Raw genomic sequence first — 17,369 nt, 5'->3', positions numbered from 1 at the left:
CCCTCACTCCACGTAGTCGCGCAGACCGGCCCAGATATCGTCGATCAGATCGAGATATTCGGTGTTTCGCCGAATGGCCTCTGGATCGCCCGAGCGGTCGATTTCGGGGGCCACGATCTGTTTCAGACGACCGGGACGCGGTGAGAGAAGTACGATCCGGTCGGAAAGGTAGACGGCCTCTTCGATGGAATGGGTCACGAGAATGAAGGTCTTGTTCTCGGTCTCGCGCAGGCGGATCAGGTCCTCCTGGAACTTGCGGCGGGTCTGCTCGTCGACAGCGGAGAACGGCTCATCCATCAGCAGAACCTCGGCTTCGACTGCGAGCGCACGCGCGAGCCCGACCCGCTGCCGCATGCCGCCGGACAGCTCATGCGGATACTTGTCCTCGAACCCCGCCAGGCCGACCTCATTGATGTAGTGGCGCGCCCGGTCCTCGCGCTCCTCCAGGGCAACTCCTTTCAACTCCAGTCCGAAGGCTGCATTCTTGATCACCGTGGCCCAGGGCATCAGCGCGAAATCCTGAAAGACGAAGGCGCGTTCCGGGCCCGGTCCCGTGACGGGCTTGCCATGTACGCGGACCTCGCCCTCGGTGGGCTCCAGAAGCCCGGCGATGATCTTCAGAAGCGTGGTCTTTCCGCAGCCCGACGGTCCGAGGAGGCTCGTCAACTCTCCGCGCTGAAAGCCCAGGTTTATGTCTTGAAGCGCCGTGACCACGTTGCCGTAGGTCTTGTGGATGCCGGCCACCTCGATGATCTGGTCGGCCTCCGTTTCGGCCACGATGGTTTGCGTCATATGCATCAGATGCCTCGTGTTTCGGGCCGGAACAGCTTGGTTTCCAGCTTTTGCAGGAGCGACACGGTGATCACCGCGAACGCCACGATGGACAGGATAACCGCGTACATGTGGTCGAATTGCGCGACCGATCTGCTGTAGGTGATCAGATCGCCGATGCCGGTGGGTGTGATCAGAAGTTCGGCCAGAACGGCGCCGGAGAAGCCCTCGGCGACGCCCAGGCGGATCCCCGCGAACATCATCGGGCTGGCGGCAGGCAGGATGATCCTGACGATCTGCTGGCGCTGCGAACCCTGAAAGGAGCGACACATATCGATCAGCGAGGGCGGCACGTTTCGAACCGCCTTGTAACTGTTTATTGCGATCACCGGCATGGCCAGCATGACCACGGCGAGGACCTTGGAGATGAGCCCGATCCCATAGACGAAGGTGACCAGCGGGATCAGGGCCGCCATCGGCGCCGCCTGCATCGTGATGAATACCGGCAGGGTCATCCATTCTGCATCTTCGCGCAGGCCCATCAGAACCCCCGCGCTCACCCCGACAGTCAGTGAGAAGGCCAGCCCAATGACGAGCGGCTGGAGAGTGCGCAAATATGCCGAGAATATCGACCCGTCGGCACACATTTCCCAAAGAGCCCCCATCGTTTCGAAGAAGGTCGGAAACGCGTAGTTGAAATTACTCCGCCCGGCGATTTCCCATGCCGCGCAGAACAGGGCGAGCGAGAGAAGCCGCCAGACGATTGGCGTATCTGCCAGTGCACTGAAGGCGCCAGATATTGGGCCGGCGACGGCGCTTGTGGTCGAGGTTCGTGATGTCATTCCGTGATCCATCAGTTCCAGTGCTCACCCCGGACGGGCCGGGGTGGGCAACTGGTAATCTTCATTCGGCCGATTTCGCAGCTTCAAGCGGACCGAAATTCCAGTAGTCCGAAGGATCGATCTCTTCCGGATCACCTTCGACCTGACCTGCGGCCGAAAGAAATGCGATGTCGTCGCGCGCATTCTGTGGCTCACCGCCGTCAAGCGGGTAGACACCGCCTTCAACGGCCTGAGTGTAATATGGCACTGCCTCGGACGCCGCCTCGTCCGGAAGATCCGGAAGCAGGCCGTATTGCTCGCGTAATTCGCCGACGATGGACGGATCGTCGTTGATATCCTTCCAGGTCCGCAACAGTTCCTCGACGAAGATCGTCAGATCCTCGGCGCGGTCTTCAAAGGCATCCGCGTTCGCATAGAGCGCCTCATCCGTTGCATCGATCCCTTCGAGCGGCAGTCGCATGAACTTGTCACCGCCTTGCTCCTGCAAAAGCCGGAAGTTCGCGGCATCCACGATCGACGCGTCGATCGTACCCTGCAGCATTGCGCCGGCCCGCACCTCGGAGCCCGGGACATAGGATATCTGCGAAAACTCGATATCGTGGACATCTTCCATCAGGCGCATCAGCGCCTCTGTGCCCGAGCCGCGCGAATGGACCGTGACCTCCTCACCGTCCAGGTCCTTCCAGCCGGAATAGACTTCACTGTTCACCACGGGGAAAAACAGCAGGCCGGACATCCGGAAGAACATCCGGATCGGAGCCTTGGCATTCTGGATGAAGGCATAGGGCGCGCCCACGCCGATATCGGCCTCTCCCCCAAGAACCGCCTGCGACGCGACATCCTCGGAGTTGAAGTAGGTCAACTCCATGGGGACGCCGCGTTCCTTGGTGCGCTCCATGGCGATCAGCAGATTCAGGCTCTCGACACTGGCGATGTCGCCGAACGCCACGCGAATGGGATCGTCGTCTTGCGCCAACACCGGGCCGGCAAACGCCAACGCAGCGCCCATGGCCAAGCCTGCCACGGTTTTCACTATGGTTCTTCCATGCAGTTTCATCGTCTCCTCCCAAATTCGATGTGACTGGCCCGGTTGGCGGGCTCTTTTCAGTTCTGTTGCTCCTACCCCTCGTCGAAAAGGCGCGCGTTGACAGATCCCAGATGCAGGCGCATCGCTTCGTATGCGCGATCAGGATCACGGGCTTCGATCGCGGTGGCGATCGCCTCATGCTCACCGAAACTCTGGTGATCCGCGTCAGGCCTGATCGTATCACGCGTGACATTGCCCCAGGCGACGGCCCGCCGCACCTGGTTGAGTTGATCGAAGAGGGAAAGCAGCAGCAGGTTGTCGGCACCCATCGCGATGGTGCGATGGAAATGGTCGTCCTGCGCCTCGTAGTCTTCCCAGTTCGATGCCGATCTGGCGCGTTCCATGGCCAGGCGCATGCGTGTCATGGACTCGCCCGAGGCGTTCATTGCGGCTTCCCGCGCGATCGCGGGCTCGATGCAACGCCGGGCGCGCATCATCCGAAACGGTGTCAGTTGTCGGCCTAGCTCGACGAGCCCCCCCGCGCCGCCGGCAGCGGCAATCCCATTAGCCACGAAGGTGCCCTTGCCCACATGCCGCCAGATGGCGCCGTCACGCTCCAGCTGGTCGAGCGCGCGGCGCAACATCGACCGACCCATCGCCAGCGCACCCGTCAATTCACGCTCGGGCGGGAGCCGATCGCCGGGTTCGTAGCCACCTTCGACTATAAACGCCCGAAGGCGCGCCGCTGCATCGTTCTGGTCCGATGGTTCTGGTTTGGTGAGCAAGCTGCCCTCCAATATTGGTCTACCAATTTTACTCATATTCGGCCGTATTGCGTTAATTTTTGCAATCAATCTGGAAATGGCCAGATTTTTAGATGATTGGTTGCGATTGATCTTACCTATCTTTAAGACTAATACAAGACACAATCCAAATTGATCGGGAGGAATCGAATGTCGGACTATGTGATCCCAATGCCGCCTGTCGTGGCACTGCCAGTTGCGGGAAGCGCGGCGAAGTTTCCGGTGCGCCGAGTTTATTGCATCGGTCGAAACTACGCCGCACATGCTATTGAAATGGGCCATGATCCGGATCGCGAGCCGCCCTTCTTCTTTCAGAAGAACCCCGACAATCTCGACCCGTCCGGCGTGTTCCCCTATCCGGACCATTCCTCGGATGTTCACTTCGAGGTCGAGATGGCGGTGATGCTGAAGTCGGGGGGCAACCGGATCTCGATCGCCGACGCGGAGGATCACATCTATGGTTACGCTCTGTCGCTGGACATGACGCGCCGCGACCTGCAGGGCGAGCAAAAGAAGATGGGCCGCCCCTGGGAGATCGGCAAGGCATTCGAACGCTCGGCACCTTGCGGTCCCGTTCATCCTGCCAGCGAAACCGGCCTTCTGAACGAAGGACGTATCGCTCTTTCCGTTAATGGTGAAGTGCGGCAGGAAGGCGATCTGAACCAGATGATCTGGAAGGTGCCGGAAATGATTTCCTACCTCTCCGACTATTTCACCCTCGCGGCAGGTGACGTGATCCTGTCGGGCACACCCTCTGGCGTCGGCCCGGTAAATCGCGGCGACGAAATGACGATAGCAGTGGCCGGTCTCGGGGAAATGTCCGTCAAGGTGGAATAACTGCCAAACCTCCCTGCCTTGACTGCATGGCGGGGAGGCATCCGGCTTCACCGATAGGGCTGAAACGGATCAAGGCAAAGTCGGAGCTGATCAATTCGGACAAGAAATTGGCCAAGATTGTAGCCGATTCACTTGCCGAGTGTCCGTAGGGGAAGAGGGGCCATCTTGGCACAGGCGCCGACAAACGCATTGACCGCCGCAATTCGTGCTCCGGCGCGGTTCCACAATATGCCCGTCTGCCGGGTTTGCCCTCCCGCCAGGGGTCGTTTCGAGAGCTGAAGCCCGGTGGGCCAAGGCGGGGCCCAATCGGGGACGATGGAAATGCCGAGGCCGCGATCGACCATTGCCGCGATGGCGTCCAGAGCATCGAGTTCCAGCCATTCCTGGACGGTGAGGTTGTTTTTCCGAAGGTATTGGTCGACGATATGACCGCCCCATTGATTGCGATCGTAGCGAATGAAACGAAATCTGCCGAGCAAGCTGGAAATTTCGCCCTTGGGTATGTCGGCAGGCCCGATCAGCACCAAAGGCTCGTCGCGAACAGTTTTCCAGTCTACCGATTTCGGGATCGAAAAGCTGGGCTTGACGATAAGGGCTGCGTCAAGCTCCCCGCGAATGACCTGGTGGTAGAGTTCCTGGGACGATCCCGGCTGTACGAAATACTCGATATCCGGCCAGCCGGTGCTGAGTTCGGCGATCACGGCCGGAAGGATTCCGGTCATCGCGCTGGCCGTGGCACCGAGACGAAGTTGACCGGCAGGCACGCCCCTGGCTGCGATGGCCCGCAGGTCGCGTGCGCCCTGCACTAGGGTGCGAGCATTCTCGAGGATGGCCAAGCCTTCTTCGGTGGGTTGCACGGTAGAGCCTGCGCGGACGACCAGATCGTGACCGAGGTCATCCTCCAGCGCGCGCAAACGTTGGGCGACAGCCGCAGGGGTAAGGTTCAGCCTTCGCGCTGCCTCGGCGATGGAGCCGCAATCGGCGACCATGATGAAACTCTGCAGGAAACGTGTGTTCATAAGATATTTTTACTATCATTTGAAAACAAAAACACCAGTTTTGCTTTCTTTATTGTGCGCCGTTAGGGTGCCGATAGAGTTTATTGCCCCAAGCAGAAGGCGACCGCATGACCGTGCAAAGCAAGTTCGAAAAGCTGGGTGTCGACGCGGCCCCCGGACAGGAGGTGCGCCTCGGTGCCAAAGGTGGAACCTGGATGAGAGGCGAAGTCTTGTCCGGTAGGCCAGTCGATTTTTCGCATGGCGACGTTGATGCACATGAGCCCACGCCGGGCGCCTTCGATGCCTTCGAGGCCGGGGTGCGGACAGGTGGTGCACAGGCCTATACAGAGTATCGCGGCGCCATGGCCATCCGCGAAGGGCTGGCAGAGCGGCTTGCTGGTTTCACCGGCGCTTCGGTCGACGCACGCGACGGGCTGATCGTGACGCCCGGGACCCAGGGAGCGCTGTTCCTGGCAGTCGCGGCGACCGTGGCGCGCGGCGACAAGGTGGCCATCGTTCAGCCGGATTATTTCGCCAATCGCAAGCTCGTCGAGTTTTTCGAGGGCGAGATGATGCCGGTGCAGATGCACTACAACTCGACCGAAGATGGTGCGGGGCTCGATCTGAACGAGCTCGAAGCGGTTTTCCGCAATGGCGCGAAGGTTTTCCTTTTCTCCAATCCCAACAATCCGGCCGGTGTTGTTTACTCTTCCGGTGAGATTGCCCGGATCGCGGCCCTGGCCAGCCGCTATGATGCCACGGTCATTGTCGATCAGCTCTATTCGCGCCTGCGCTATGAGGGGGTTGCCTACACTCATCTACGTGCACAGAACATTGCCGCGGACAACGTGGTGACGATCATGGGCCCGTCGAAGACCGAGTCCCTGAGCGGTTATCGATTGGGAGTGGCTTTCGGTGCGCCGGCGATCATCGAGCGGATGGAAAAGCTTCAAGCCATCGTTTCCCTGCGTGCTGCAGGCTATTCACAGGCCGTTCTGACCACATGGTTTGCAGAGCCGGAAGGCTGGATGGAAACGCGCATCGCAGCGCACCAACGCATCCGGGACGACCTCGTGCAATCGTTCCGCAAGATCGAGGGCTGCGATGTGCGGGTCCCCGGGGCAGGAAGCTATCTGTTTCCGCAACTGCCCAAGCTTTCGATTTCGCCCAGGGATTTCGTGACGGCCCTGCGAGAGCAGGCCGCGGTGACCGTTACGCCGGGAACCGAGTTCAGCCCTCACACCCCTCGAAGTGTCCGCCTGAACTTCTCGCAGGATCACGCGGCCTCGGTTGAAGCCGTCCGGCGGCTGGCCGAACTCGTGGAAAGGTACCGGGCATGAGCGGGATGCAGGAGGCCGCAATGCCCGTTCCGCAAGGTGACTATGTGCCCGCGAGCCGCCACGGCGGGCTGATTTACACCGCCGGAATGACACCGCGTCAGAACGGCAGAATGATGTTTGATGGCCCGGTCCGGACAGGGCAGATCGACGTGCAGAGAGAGGCCGTGCGGCTGGCCTGCACCAATGCCTTGTTGGCCATCGAAGATAAGCTGCGCGGTGATGAGGAAATCGCCGCCATGCTGACCATGACCGTTTACGTCGCCGCGGAAGACGGCTTCAGCGAGCACAGCAAGATTGCCGATTTTGCCTCTGCATTTCTGAGAGAACGGCTTGGAGATCGGGGAATCTGCAGCCGTTGTGCAATCGGCGTGGCCAATTTGCCGGGCAATGCCCCGGTCGAGATCCAGCTGGTGGCGGCCGTGTGATCCTTGCCGATAGCTCGCTATTGGCCCGGTAGTGACCGGCATCCTTCATGCGCGTGCGATTTAATCATCTGCCGGGCAAGGCGAGACATCTGCAGGTTTCTTTCCGGCTTCGGTTCTGTTCAAGTTGGTCATCGAATTTGGCTACTGGCGACATGACCGCGAGCCCCAGACAACAAAACGACTGAAGAAGAGAGATAGCATGCGCGATTTTTCCGGAAAGAACGTGGTTGTCACCGGCGGAGCGGGCGGCATCGGTGAATCCAGTGCCGAAGCCTTCGCGAAGTCGGGTGCCGCTGTAACGATCATGGATTGGTCGCAGGAGGCGCTCGATGCCGCGATGGTGCGGCTCTCGCCGCATGGAGATGTCAGGGCCGTGAAGGTCGATGTGACGGACCGTGCAGCACTTGAGGCCGCCTTCGCGGTGCTCGGCGAGGCAGGCGGGACGGACATCCTGGTGGCGACCGCTGCCATCGTGAAGACCGGGCATATCCTCGATTTCGACCCCGACGACTGGAGCAGGATCCTGGAGGTGAACCTCACGGGCACGTTCCATTGTTGCCAGTTCGCCGGGCGGCAGATGCTCGAGAAGGGCAAGGGGCGGATTATCACCGTCAGCTCGGTCAACGGTCAGATTGCCAACACCGGGCGCGGGGCCTATTCCTGCACCAAGGGCGGAGTCGATATGCTTACCCGCCTGCTGGCCGCGGAACTCGGTGACAAGGGGATCACAGCCAATGCAGTCGCGCCGGTGCCTGTGGACACGCCGATGGTGTTGCAGGTGCACGGACCGAAAGATCGCGCGATGTGGGAGGCCCAGATCCCGGCGAAGCGATACGCAAAGCCCGAGGAAGTGGCCGCGGCGATTCAGTTTCTGGCCTCCGACGATGCAGCTTACATCAACGGGCATATCCTCAACGTGGATGGGGGCTTCATGGCCTCGGGCGTGCTGGTCCGCTGACGCGCCGCCTCAGGACGCTTCAGCGGTGCATACCGGACGTTTCTGGCGACAGCTCGGGCACGTCCCAGCTGTCCAGCGTGAGGTCCTCCAACTCGGTGAGGGCCTCTGTCTGACTGAACAGGACTTCGGTAACGCGCTTCTTGGTCAGCTGGTAGTGCTCGATTGCAGTGGCGTCGGCTGCTTCCATATCCTGAGCCTCGATGGCCTCGTAGATGCGCCGGTGTTGACGCACGGTTTCGTTCAGGTGTTCTGACAGCTGGGTCGTGCCGGCCTCCCGGCCCGCAAGTTCACGTTTGCTGAAGCATGCCCGGGAAAGCCTGATCGTTCCGAAAAGCGCCTGTTCGTAGAAATCGGAGATATAGCGATTGTCGGCGGAAGCCGAGATCGCCTTGTGAAATGCGACGTTTACTTCCGATCGCTCGACGCCGTTGCCGGTTGCGGTCAGCGCCTCGAATCTTTCCATCTCACGGGTAATGTCCCTGAGATTGCTTTCGATCCTGTTCAAAGCTGCCTGGCGATGTACAAGACGGCTGGAGATCAGCAATGCGTCGTACAGCTTGGGCACGTCATCGAAATCGAGCGGTGCGACTTTTGCCTTGCGTCCCTCACGCACGACCAAACCATCTGCAATGAGCTGGATGATCGCCTCGCGCACGGGGGTCCGGGAGACATTGAGCCGCGCGCCAAGTTCGGCCTCGTCGAGGATCACGCCCGGCCTGAGCTCAAGGCGCAGGATGGAATTTCTCAGCAGCTTGGCGACCTTGACACCATCGCGTTCCGACATTGTTTCGCCTCCATTGCTATGCGCTTCCGCTTACCTTTAGGTAGGGGTGCCTGACCTGTCTAGGGATGCTGACGGCGGCAGTGCCGGAACCTCGACCCATGCGCCTTGCCACGTCGCCGACCGGCCGATCGCCTCCATTGTCGCCACCCCCGCCAGGGCTTGCTCACGCGTCACCGGATAGTCCTCGCTCCGGCGCATGGCTGCCGCGAAGGACGCCAGTTCTGCGGCCAGGGTGTCCACTGGGGCGAAGCTCTGCTCGGTGCACTCGCCTGCGAGGTTCGAGGTGAGCAACCGCGTCTGGTCCGGCATCTGTGCCCATCCCTCACTGCCGAAGACATGCAGTCGCCAGAACGGGGCAGAGGCCATCAGGGTCGACAGGGTTCCGGTTGCGCCGGAGGCGAAATCCAGATGCACGGTCGTGGTGTCGTCAAGCTGGCTCGATACGGCGAGGCGGCGGCTCAGGACGGAGACGCGGGCGATCCGCCCCATCACCGCGATCATGGCGTCAAGGATGTGGATGCCCATGGCTGCCATGCCGCCCGCCGGGTTCTCGTCGGATGAGCCGCGCCACATCTCGTCGCTGTAATCGTAGCCGAAGGGGCCGCAGAAACTGCCCTCGACATGCAGTGGGCGGCCAATGGCACCACCTTGCACGCGGGCGCAAAGCGCCTGATAACCCGGCAGGTGGCGGCGGTTGAAGCCGACGGCGAGTTGCACACCCGCTGCCGTGCAAGCATCGAATGCGCTGGCGGCATCCTCTACGTTCAGTGCCAGCGGTTTCTCGACGAAGACATGACGTCTGGCAGCGGCAGCCGCACGCACCTGCGCCCCGTGCTGGCTGTGTGGCGTGGCGAGGACCACGGCCTCGACGTCATCCAGAATGTCTGCCAGCGCGGGGCGCAAATCGAGGCCCTGTTCGATGCAGAATTCCGTTGCTTTCGCGGGTGTCCGGGTGGCCGCGTGGGTGAAACAGAGCGGACCGCCTTGACCGGATGTAACAAGGTTTCGGCCCCAACGGCCCAGGCCGACAATGCCGGTGGTGACCCTTGCCGCGCTCATAGTTTGGCCCCGCCGTCGATGACGATGTGACTGCCGGTCATGTAGACCGAGGCATCGGAGGCAAGATAGAGCGCGAGCTCGGCGATTTCCGCCGGTGTACCCATCCGCCCGACTGGCTGCCGGGATGAGAACATCGCCCGAGCGGCGTCCGGGTCTTCCATGGCCTCGATCCGGTCGGTCATGGATGGTGTTTCCACGCCCGAGGGGCAGATGGCGTTGCAACGGATGCCGACACTTGCATAGTCGAGTGCAACGGATTTCGTCATCCCCAGCACGGCGGCCTTTGTCGCACCGTAGGCAAAGCGTTGCGGGGCCGCGCCGATGGAGGAGATAACCGACGCCATGTTGATGATCGAGCCGCCCCCACCGGACTGGAGTCGCGGCAGCGCAGCCTGCATCATCAGGAAGATTGAAGTCACGTTGACCGATAGTGCCTGCTCCCAGTCTTCCTTGCTGCAGTCGCCCAACCCACCGACCGTAACGATTCCGGCGCAGTTGAACTGAACGTCGAGCCGCGGCAGCTCGGCGTGAAACTCTGCGACGGCCTGCGCATCGGTGATGTCGAAGGCATGAGTCGCGATGCTCGGAACCTCGGCCGCGAGTTTGCCGAGCCCGCCGCTGTCGCGGTCCACGGCATGGACCTTTGCCCCCGCCTCGGCAAATGCGAGGACAGTCTCGCGGCCGATACCCGCGGCGGCCCCTGTCACGACGCAGAGCTTTCCGTTCAGGCGGTGTTCAGACATCACGATGATTCCTATTTCGAGTAGAGCTGGTCGGGCAACCAGAGCACGATCTCTGGCCAGACCGTGATGACCAGCACGCCCGTGCACATCAGCAGGAAGAATGGCGATGCGGCTACGATGATCCGGGTGATGCTGGTTCGCGTGAGGTCCTGCAGGATGAAGAGGTTGAACCCGATCGGCGGGGTGATCTGCGCCAATTCGATCATCAGGATCAGGAAGATGCCGAACCAGATCGGGTCGAACCCGGCAGTCATCACCAGCGGCAGGGTGATCGGCAGGCTCATCACCGTCATCGACACACCCTCGAGGAACATGCCCAGCACGATGTAGAGCAGCGTCAGTAAGGCGATCAGGGCGTAGGGGGACAGTTCGAATTGCGCGATGGCGGCAGAAATATCTTGCGGCACATGCATGAAGCCCATTGCTGTCGACATGAAGGCTGCCGAGATCATGATGGCGCTGATCATGCAACTGGTGTGGACGGAGGCGAAGAGGCTCTCCATGAATACCTTGCGATTCATCTGTCTAGTGACGACGGTGTAGACTAGTGTGACACCGACGCCGACGGCGGCGGTTTCGGACGGGGTGGCGATGCCAGAGTAGATGGCCCCGAGCACGAGGGTGATGAGCAGGCCGATAGGCATCAGGTCGACGATGCCGCGCAGCATGTCGCCCGCACTCGGCCGCTCTCCGTCGGCGGGGGCGACCTTGGGGAACAGCAGGCTCACGGCCATCACATAGGCTGAGTAGAATCCGGCGATCATGATACCCGGCAGGATACCTGCCGCAAAGAGCCGAGCGATCGAAACCTCGGCGATCACGCCGTAGATGATCATGATGATCGATGGTGGAATCAGCAGGCCGAGGCTCCCCGCCCCGGCAAGCGAGCCGTAGGTCAGCGCGGAACTGTAGCCGCGGCGATCAAGCTCGGGCACGGTGATCTTGCCCACGGTGGCCGTGGTGGCGGCGCTCGATCCGCAGATAGCGGCGAAGATCGCCGAGCCTGCAATGTTGGTGTGTAGCAGCCGGCCCGGTAGGTGATAGGTCAGCGGTGAAAGACCGCGAAAGAGACGGGTGGAGATGTCCGTTCGCAGGATGATCTCGCCCATCCAGACGAACATCGGGATCGCCGACAGCTCCCATCCGGTTGCACTGCGGATCATGATCGGGCCAAGGATCGAGCCGATCCGTGACAGGGGCATATCTATGAAGAAGGCCAGCCCGGTGATGCTCACCAGCAGCAGGCCGGAGAAGACCCACACGCCGAGGCCGAGGAAGAGGATGATAAGGCCGAGCACACCGGCCGCGACATAGAGGCTTTCCATCGGTCAGTCTCCTTCGACCGCGTCTTCGGGAACACCGTCGTAAATGGCTTCAAGCACGCTCGAGAACAGTTGCAGTAGAAGGAAGACGAGGCCGGTGCAGACGGCCGCATCGATATACCATGTCGGCGTCTGCATCAGCGTTGGGCTGACGGATCCGCGTGTGAAGTCACGGCTCAGGATCGTCCAGATGTTCCTGGCGACGAAGGCGATGACCACGAAGGTTGCCGTCAAGCAAAAGACCTCCACCGCAACTGCCAGTCTCTTGCCCGGAAGCGCCTTGATCAGGCTGACCCGCACGTGTTTGCGCGCCTTCAGAGTGTGGGCGATGGACAGATAAGTCATCGCGCCCATGGCGTAGCCGGTGAATTCGCTCATCGAACTGGTGGAACTGTTGAAGAAGCTCCGCAGGATGATCTCGAGGTTCACGTGAATGACCATGTAGATCAGTAGCCCCGCCGACACCCATATTCCGATCCCCGAGCAGATGGCCGAGGCAGCATACATGCCACGTCTTACCATTCGATTCCCCCCTCTCGCCTTGCGTGGAAAGGGCACCCGAAGGTGCCCGGTCGGGTTATTGACCCAGCTTGCTCCGGTACTCGTCAAGAAGGGACTGGCCGGTTTCGCCGGTCTTTTCCAGCCAGTCAGCGTAGACCTGTTCACCAGAGTCGACCAGCGAGGCGCGGAACTCGGGCGACACGCTCTCGGTGATCTCGACACCGTTTGCGCGCATCTCCTCGTAGTTCTTGGCAATCCGCTTGCCCAACTCGGCCCAGGCGGCGTCACTGGCGACCTGCGCAGCTTGCATCACGATCTGCTGCTGCTCTTCGGTCAGGCTGTCGTAGACGTCCTTGTTCATATGCACCATGTTCAGCGCCATCGAGTAGTTCACTGCGGTGAAGTTCGACAGGAATTCCCAGAACTTGACGCTCACACCGCCGTCGGCCGAGGTCAGCACGGCGTTGATCGCACCCGACGCGAGCTGCGGCACCGTGTCGGCCCAGCTGATCTGCACCGCGTTGGCGCCAGCGTTGCTCATCGTCTGCACGCCGCTTGGGTCCCAGGCACGGATTTTGAGAGCGGCCAGCTCTTCCTGCGAGGTGATCGGGCTGTTGGCCCAGATCCCCGATGGCGGCCAGGGCGTCGCCCAGAGCAGTACCTGGTTGTGTTTGGCGAAGACCTCTTCGTATGTCGGGCGGGCGACTTCGAAGAGCAGCTTCGCATCGGCGTCCGAGCCGGCGATGAAAGGAAGCGAGGACAGCAGGAAGATCGGTTCGATTCCTGCAACGGCGCCCATCACTGTATCGGCGATCTCGATCGCCCCGTCCCCGACCGCATCGAACTGGTCGACGGATTTGTAGCCGATCGATCCGTCGTAATGCGGGGTGACCTCGATCATGCCGTCAGAGAGCTCGTCCACGGCCTTGATGAAGGCCTCGTCACCGACGCCCATGATCGAGGATTTGCCATATTCGTTTGCCAGTTCCCAGGTTATCTCCTGAGCGGCGATGGGTAGCGATGTGGCCCCGAGGGCCGTGGCAAGCATGAAGGCGGTTGCCTTGATATTCATGGTTTTCTCCTTGCTGGTGGCATGCAGTTTCTATTGGTTTTCTCACAGGTGTAGTTTCGGTCGATGAAGTCCTGCGTGAACTTTCCCGAGCGTGCGTCATCTTCGAGCTCCTTGGCGGAGCGGTCTGCGGGCGCGCCGTAGCCGCCAGCGCCGGGTGTCTCGATGACCACATGGGAGGCGGGTGTCAGCTTGATGTTGGATACCTTGGGTGGCAGCGATTGGCGCCCCTGACCCTCCGTCTCGATGGCGAAGGCTCCCGCCGCGCCAGGCTGGCCGCCGAAAATTCCCCAGGGCCGGTTGCGAAAGCGCTCGCCGACACCGTTGAACTCGCAGGTATGGCCCACGGGACGCAGGATGCGCCGGATACCCAAGCCGCCGCGATGACGCCCGGCACCGCCGCTGTCCTCGACCAGCGCGTAGCTTTCCACGCGCAGCGGATATTCCTGCTCGATGGCTTCTACCGGCAGATTGGACGTATTGGTTATGTTCACCTGTACGCCGTCCTTGCCGTCATGGGTCGCCCGTGCGCCCATTCCGCCGCCCAAGGTTTCAAGATAAACGTATTGTTTGCCGCTGCGTGGGTCGGTCCCGGCAAAAACGGCAGAGGTGTTGGCACCGTTGGTTGCACCGATTACCCGCTCTGGCAGTGCTTCGGCCAACGCCCCGATCACGACATCGACGATGCGCTGGCAGGTGTTGGCCCGCATGGCGACAGCGGCCGGGAAGACGCAGTTGACCAAAGTGCCTTCCGGCGCCGTGATCTCGATCGCGTCGAAGATGCCGTGGTTATTTGGCACTTCCGGGTCGAGCAGCGCCTTGAGGGCGAAGCAGACCGCGGACTGGGTGGCGTTGAAAGTGCAGTTGAAGTTGCCGACCATCTGAGGATCAGTGCCGGTGAAGTCGAAGACAATCGCCTCACCCGACTTGCGGATCACCAGGTTGATCAGGATGTCCTCGGTGCCGGCGCCGTCATCATCCATAACGTCCGAAAAGGCATATTCGCCGTCCGGCAGGGTCGTGATGGCCGCCCGCATCCGAATCCGGGTGCGTTCAATGATGCTGTTGAAGGTGCGGGTCATGGCATCGGCACCGATATTGCCCATGATTTCCTCGACCCGGCGGCGACCGAGATGGGCGGCGGCGATCTGGGCGTTGAGGTCGCCCAACCGCTCTTCGGGCAGGCGCATGTTCAGCAGCAGCAGGCGCTGCATGTCCTCGACCAGCTCGCCCTTGCAGTAAAGCCGCACGATGGGGATGCGCAGCCCTTCCTTGTAAATCTCGTCCAGGCCGCCCGACATGGAGCCTACAGCGGCACCACCCACGTCAGCATGGTGAACGATATTGGCGACGAATCCGATCAAGCGCTCGCCATCGAAGATCGGCGCGGCGAGGTTGATGTCCGGCAGATGGGTGCCGCCGGCAACATGGGGATCGTTGCCAATGAAGATGTCGCCGGGGGCGAGCGTGTCACCGTATTGGTTCAGAATGTATTTCATCAACCCGGCCATCGAGGCGAGGTGGATCGGCAGGGCATTCTCGGCCTGCACGACCAGCCTGCCGGAAGCGTCGGCGATCGCGGTGGAATGGTCGTGCCGTTCCTTGATGTTGGTCGAGAAGGCGCTGCGCATGATCGTCAGAAAGCACTCGTCGGCGACCGATTTGAGGCCGTTCCAGGTAATCTCCAGCGCGATCGGATCGAGTTGACTTTCGCGTGCATCAGTCATTGCCGAGCTCCATCATGAGGTTGAGGGCCGGATCGACCGTGATGGTTGCTCCGGGAGGGACCACGGTGGTCGAATCGAGCTGGGTGATGATCGCGGGGCCGGTCAGAGTGGTGCCAACTGGCAGGGCGGTTCGATCGTAGACCGGGGTGTCCACCGGGGCAGATTCCTCGAACCAGGCCTTGGTGATCTCCAGCGGCTCGCCCATGTCGGCGGGACCCGCAAGATCCGTTGTGCCTCGCACCAGCCGGGCAATGCCCTTGGCTCGGATGTTGACGATTTCGATCGGCGCATCTGGATCGGCATGACCATAGGCGCGCATATGTTCGGCAAGGAAGACTTCGCGCAATGCCTTGACCTGCGTTGGATCGCCTGCGAATTCAATGGGAAGCTCGTAGTTCTGGCCGACATAGCGCATGTCGAGAGACAACACGACGCGCCCATCCTCTGCCTCCGCAGCTTCAGTTTTCAGCCAGTGGGACGCGTCATGTGTCAGTTTCTCCACCGCCTGCTTGATGGCGGAAAGGTCGCCGTCAAGCCTTGTGCGGATGGTGGAGACGAAGTTTTCCTGAAGTTCGGCCTCCAGCAGCCCGTCAGCGCACAGGATACCGGGCGCGCGCGGTACGAGAATGCGGCGTATGCCCAGGGCTTGGGCGACATCGGCGGCGTGCAGCCCGCCCGCACCGCCGAAGGGCATCAAGGCGAAGTTGCGCGGGTCGTGGCCCTTCTCGGTAGAGACGGCACGAATGGCCCGTGTCATGTTCGAGGTCGCGATTCCGGCAATGCCAAGAGCTGCCTTGATCGGGGAGACGCCAAGCTTGCCAGCGATCTCCGTGATGACGGCTTCCGCTTTCGCGGGATCTATCGTCAGCCCGCCGCCTGCGAGCGAGAGGGGCAATCGGCCGAGGTAGACATTGGCATCGGTCACGGTCGGCTCGGTTCCACCCTTGCAGTAACAGGCCGGCCCGGGCACGGCGCCCGCGCTCTCTGGCCCGACGCGCATGAGTCCGTCGGGCGCAACCTGGGCGATCGAGCCTCCACCCGCGCCGACGGTGTGAATGTCGACCATCGGCAGTCGGATGCGAAATCCGGCGATCTCGCGCACATGGGCGATCTCGGTCTTGCCATCGCGGATCAGGCAGACATCGGTGGAGGTGCCGCCGATATCGAGCGTCACGATATTGCCTATACCCGAGGCCGCGCCTGCGGCGGTTGCTCCAACCGCTCCGGCAGCGGGGCCGGATAGCGCCGTGCGCACCGGGAATTGCGCCGCTCTATCGACCGACATCAGTCCACCAGACGACTGGAAGATCCCGAAGCGCGCCCGTGGTGCGGCGTGGGCCACTGCGGCCTGAAGCCTGTCCATGTAGCGGCTGACCTCCGGTTGGAGGAAGGCGTTGATCAAGGTGGTGCTGAAACGTTCGTATTCGCGAAACTCGGGCTGCACCTCGGACGATACCGAAACATATAGGTCGGGGCGCGCCTGCTTGATTGCGCTGGCGATACGTTGCTCATGGTCAGGATTGGCAAAAGAGAACAGGAGGCAGATTGCCAGGCTCTGCAAGTCAGGCAATTCGGCCAGCTCGTCCATCAGTGTCTCGATGGCAGTGTCGGTCAACTGGGTGATGACTTCGCCGTCGGGTCCGATCCGCTCCGCTATTTCCAGGCGCGATTGTCGGTCTGCCAGAGGGGGCGGCGCATCGGCTTGCAGATCGTAAATCGAAGGCCGGACCTGGCGTCCGATTTCCAGCAGATCCCTGAAACCGCGAGTGGTGACGACGCCCACCTTGGCACCCTTGCGCTGCAGCAGGGCGTTGGTGGCAACGGTGGTTCCATGTGCGAACCGGCCAACATCCTCGCCTGAAATCCCGATCTTCGCTTGCAACTCGTCAAAGCCCTGGAGGATCGCTTCCGAGGGATCGTGCGGAGTGGAAGGGCGCTTATGGACGGCGAATTCGCCCGTGGACACGTTCCGGGCTGCGAAATCGGTGAACGTCCCTCCAACATCGACGCCCACAATCCAGCCGGCCTTGGTCTCTTTGTCGAACATGCGTCGAACTCTTTCATTCTTGCTTCTCTGTTCAGCATCCAAGTTGGATACGGAAAAATCAAGCATCGTCTTGAATAATTTGTTCTCGACGGCGCAAATGTCGAAAAACTCTGTAA

At 61.3% G+C, this 17,369-nt stretch carries 17 protein-coding genes; 4 read left to right on the top strand and 13 right to left on the bottom strand.

The features are described from left to right. Positions 1 to 3: 3 nt before the first annotated feature. From JHX88_RS14695 to JHX88_RS14680, 4 genes are all read right to left on the bottom strand, one after another. Positions 4 to 798, bottom strand: a complete 795-nt coding sequence (locus tag JHX88_RS14695) for an ABC transporter ATP-binding protein (protein WP_076526406.1) — start codon at positions 796 to 798, stop codon at positions 4 to 6. After that, a complete protein-coding gene (locus tag JHX88_RS14690; protein WP_076526616.1) occupies positions 798 to 1,613 on the bottom strand; it encodes an ABC transporter permease in 816 nt (271 codons plus the stop codon). The genes JHX88_RS14695 and JHX88_RS14690 overlap by 1 nt, the downstream gene beginning before the upstream one ends. A gap of 61 nt (positions 1,614 to 1,674) precedes the next feature. Then, positions 1,675 to 2,670 carry an ABC transporter substrate-binding protein gene (locus tag JHX88_RS14685; RefSeq protein WP_076526404.1) on the bottom strand — a complete coding sequence of 332 codons (996 nt, stop codon included), beginning with the start codon at positions 2,668 to 2,670 and terminating at the stop codon, positions 1,675 to 1,677. Positions 2,671 to 2,732: 62 nt separating this feature from the next. Beyond that, the gene (locus JHX88_RS14680) at positions 2,733 to 3,425 is read right to left on the bottom strand and encodes a FadR/GntR family transcriptional regulator (protein ID WP_076526615.1); all 693 of its coding nucleotides are present in this window, start codon (positions 3,423 to 3,425) and stop codon (positions 2,733 to 2,735) included. A 168-nt stretch (positions 3,426 to 3,593) separates the two neighbouring features. On the opposite strand from JHX88_RS14680, the gene JHX88_RS14675 reads away from it, so the two are divergent. Beyond that, positions 3,594 to 4,280: a fumarylacetoacetate hydrolase family protein gene (locus tag JHX88_RS14675; protein ID WP_076526402.1), complete on the top strand. Its 687-nt coding sequence runs from the start codon at positions 3,594 to 3,596 to the stop codon at positions 4,278 to 4,280. A 128-nt stretch (positions 4,281 to 4,408) separates the two neighbouring features. Here JHX88_RS14675 and JHX88_RS14670 read toward each other — a convergent pair whose 3' ends face one another. Beyond that, the gene (locus tag JHX88_RS14670; RefSeq protein WP_076526400.1) at positions 4,409 to 5,299 is read right to left on the bottom strand and encodes a LysR family transcriptional regulator; all 891 of its coding nucleotides are present in this window, start codon (positions 5,297 to 5,299) and stop codon (positions 4,409 to 4,411) included. A 107-nt stretch (positions 5,300 to 5,406) separates the two neighbouring features. Here JHX88_RS14670 and JHX88_RS14665 point away from each other — a divergent pair, with 107 nt between their 5' ends. The 3 genes from JHX88_RS14665 (at position 5,407) to JHX88_RS14655 (ending at position 8,001) form a co-directional block, all read left to right on the top strand. Further along, the gene (locus tag JHX88_RS14665; RefSeq protein ID WP_076526398.1) at positions 5,407 to 6,618 is read left to right on the top strand and encodes a pyridoxal phosphate-dependent aminotransferase; all 1,212 of its coding nucleotides are present in this window, start codon (positions 5,407 to 5,409) and stop codon (positions 6,616 to 6,618) included. Positions 6,619 to 6,638: 20 nt separating this feature from the next. Next, entirely contained in the window at positions 6,639 to 7,043 is a 405-nt protein-coding gene (locus JHX88_RS14660) for a RidA family protein (RefSeq protein WP_272848041.1), read from the top strand. A 199-nt stretch (positions 7,044 to 7,242) separates the two neighbouring features. Further along, positions 7,243 to 8,001: an SDR family NAD(P)-dependent oxidoreductase gene (locus tag JHX88_RS14655; RefSeq protein WP_076526396.1), complete on the top strand. Its 759-nt coding sequence runs from the start codon at positions 7,243 to 7,245 to the stop codon at positions 7,999 to 8,001. 19 nt (positions 8,002 to 8,020) lie between these two features. Here the strand turns inward: JHX88_RS14655 and JHX88_RS14650 are convergent, their stop codons facing one another. From JHX88_RS14650 to JHX88_RS14615, 8 genes are read right to left on the bottom strand one after another with little or no spacing between them, the layout of a single operon-like run. Further along, complete coding sequence (locus JHX88_RS14650) at positions 8,021 to 8,785, bottom strand: GntR family transcriptional regulator (protein ID WP_076526394.1); 765 nt, start codon at positions 8,783 to 8,785, stop codon at positions 8,021 to 8,023. A gap of 36 nt (positions 8,786 to 8,821) precedes the next feature. Next, complete coding sequence (locus tag JHX88_RS14645; protein ID WP_076526392.1) at positions 8,822 to 9,844, bottom strand: Gfo/Idh/MocA family protein; 1,023 nt, start codon at positions 9,842 to 9,844, stop codon at positions 8,822 to 8,824. Then, the gene (locus JHX88_RS14640; protein ID WP_076526391.1) at positions 9,841 to 10,587 is read right to left on the bottom strand and encodes an SDR family oxidoreductase; all 747 of its coding nucleotides are present in this window, start codon (positions 10,585 to 10,587) and stop codon (positions 9,841 to 9,843) included. Before JHX88_RS14640 ends, JHX88_RS14645 begins: the two co-directional genes overlap by 4 nt. Positions 10,588 to 10,598: 11 nt before the next feature. Further along, a complete protein-coding gene (locus JHX88_RS14635) occupies positions 10,599 to 11,912 on the bottom strand; it encodes a TRAP transporter large permease (protein WP_076526389.1) in 1,314 nt (437 codons plus the stop codon). 3 nt (positions 11,913 to 11,915) lie between these two features. After that, positions 11,916 to 12,431: a TRAP transporter small permease subunit gene (locus tag JHX88_RS14630; RefSeq protein ID WP_084203158.1), complete on the bottom strand. Its 516-nt coding sequence runs from the start codon at positions 12,429 to 12,431 to the stop codon at positions 11,916 to 11,918. A gap of 55 nt (positions 12,432 to 12,486) precedes the next feature. After that, positions 12,487 to 13,482 (bottom strand): TRAP transporter substrate-binding protein, encoded by a 996-nt coding sequence (locus JHX88_RS14625; RefSeq protein WP_076526385.1) that lies wholly within the window; start codon positions 13,480 to 13,482, stop codon positions 12,487 to 12,489. Further along, on the bottom strand, positions 13,479 to 15,206 hold the full coding sequence (locus tag JHX88_RS14620) for a hydantoinase B/oxoprolinase family protein (protein ID WP_076526383.1): 1,728 nt from the start codon (positions 15,204 to 15,206) through the stop codon (positions 13,479 to 13,481). Before JHX88_RS14620 ends, JHX88_RS14625 begins: the two co-directional genes overlap by 4 nt. Next, entirely contained in the window at positions 15,199 to 17,253 is a 2,055-nt protein-coding gene (locus JHX88_RS14615) for a hydantoinase/oxoprolinase family protein (RefSeq protein ID WP_076526381.1), read from the bottom strand. Before JHX88_RS14615 ends, JHX88_RS14620 begins: the two co-directional genes overlap by 8 nt. Between the last annotated feature and the right edge of the window lie 116 nt (positions 17,254 to 17,369).

The sequence above is a fragment of the Paracoccus saliphilus genome (assembly GCF_028553805.1).
GTDB classification, from domain to species: domain Bacteria; phylum Pseudomonadota; class Alphaproteobacteria; order Rhodobacterales; family Rhodobacteraceae; genus Paracoccus; species Paracoccus saliphilus.
This window is presented reverse-complemented; position numbering and strand designations above follow the sequence as displayed.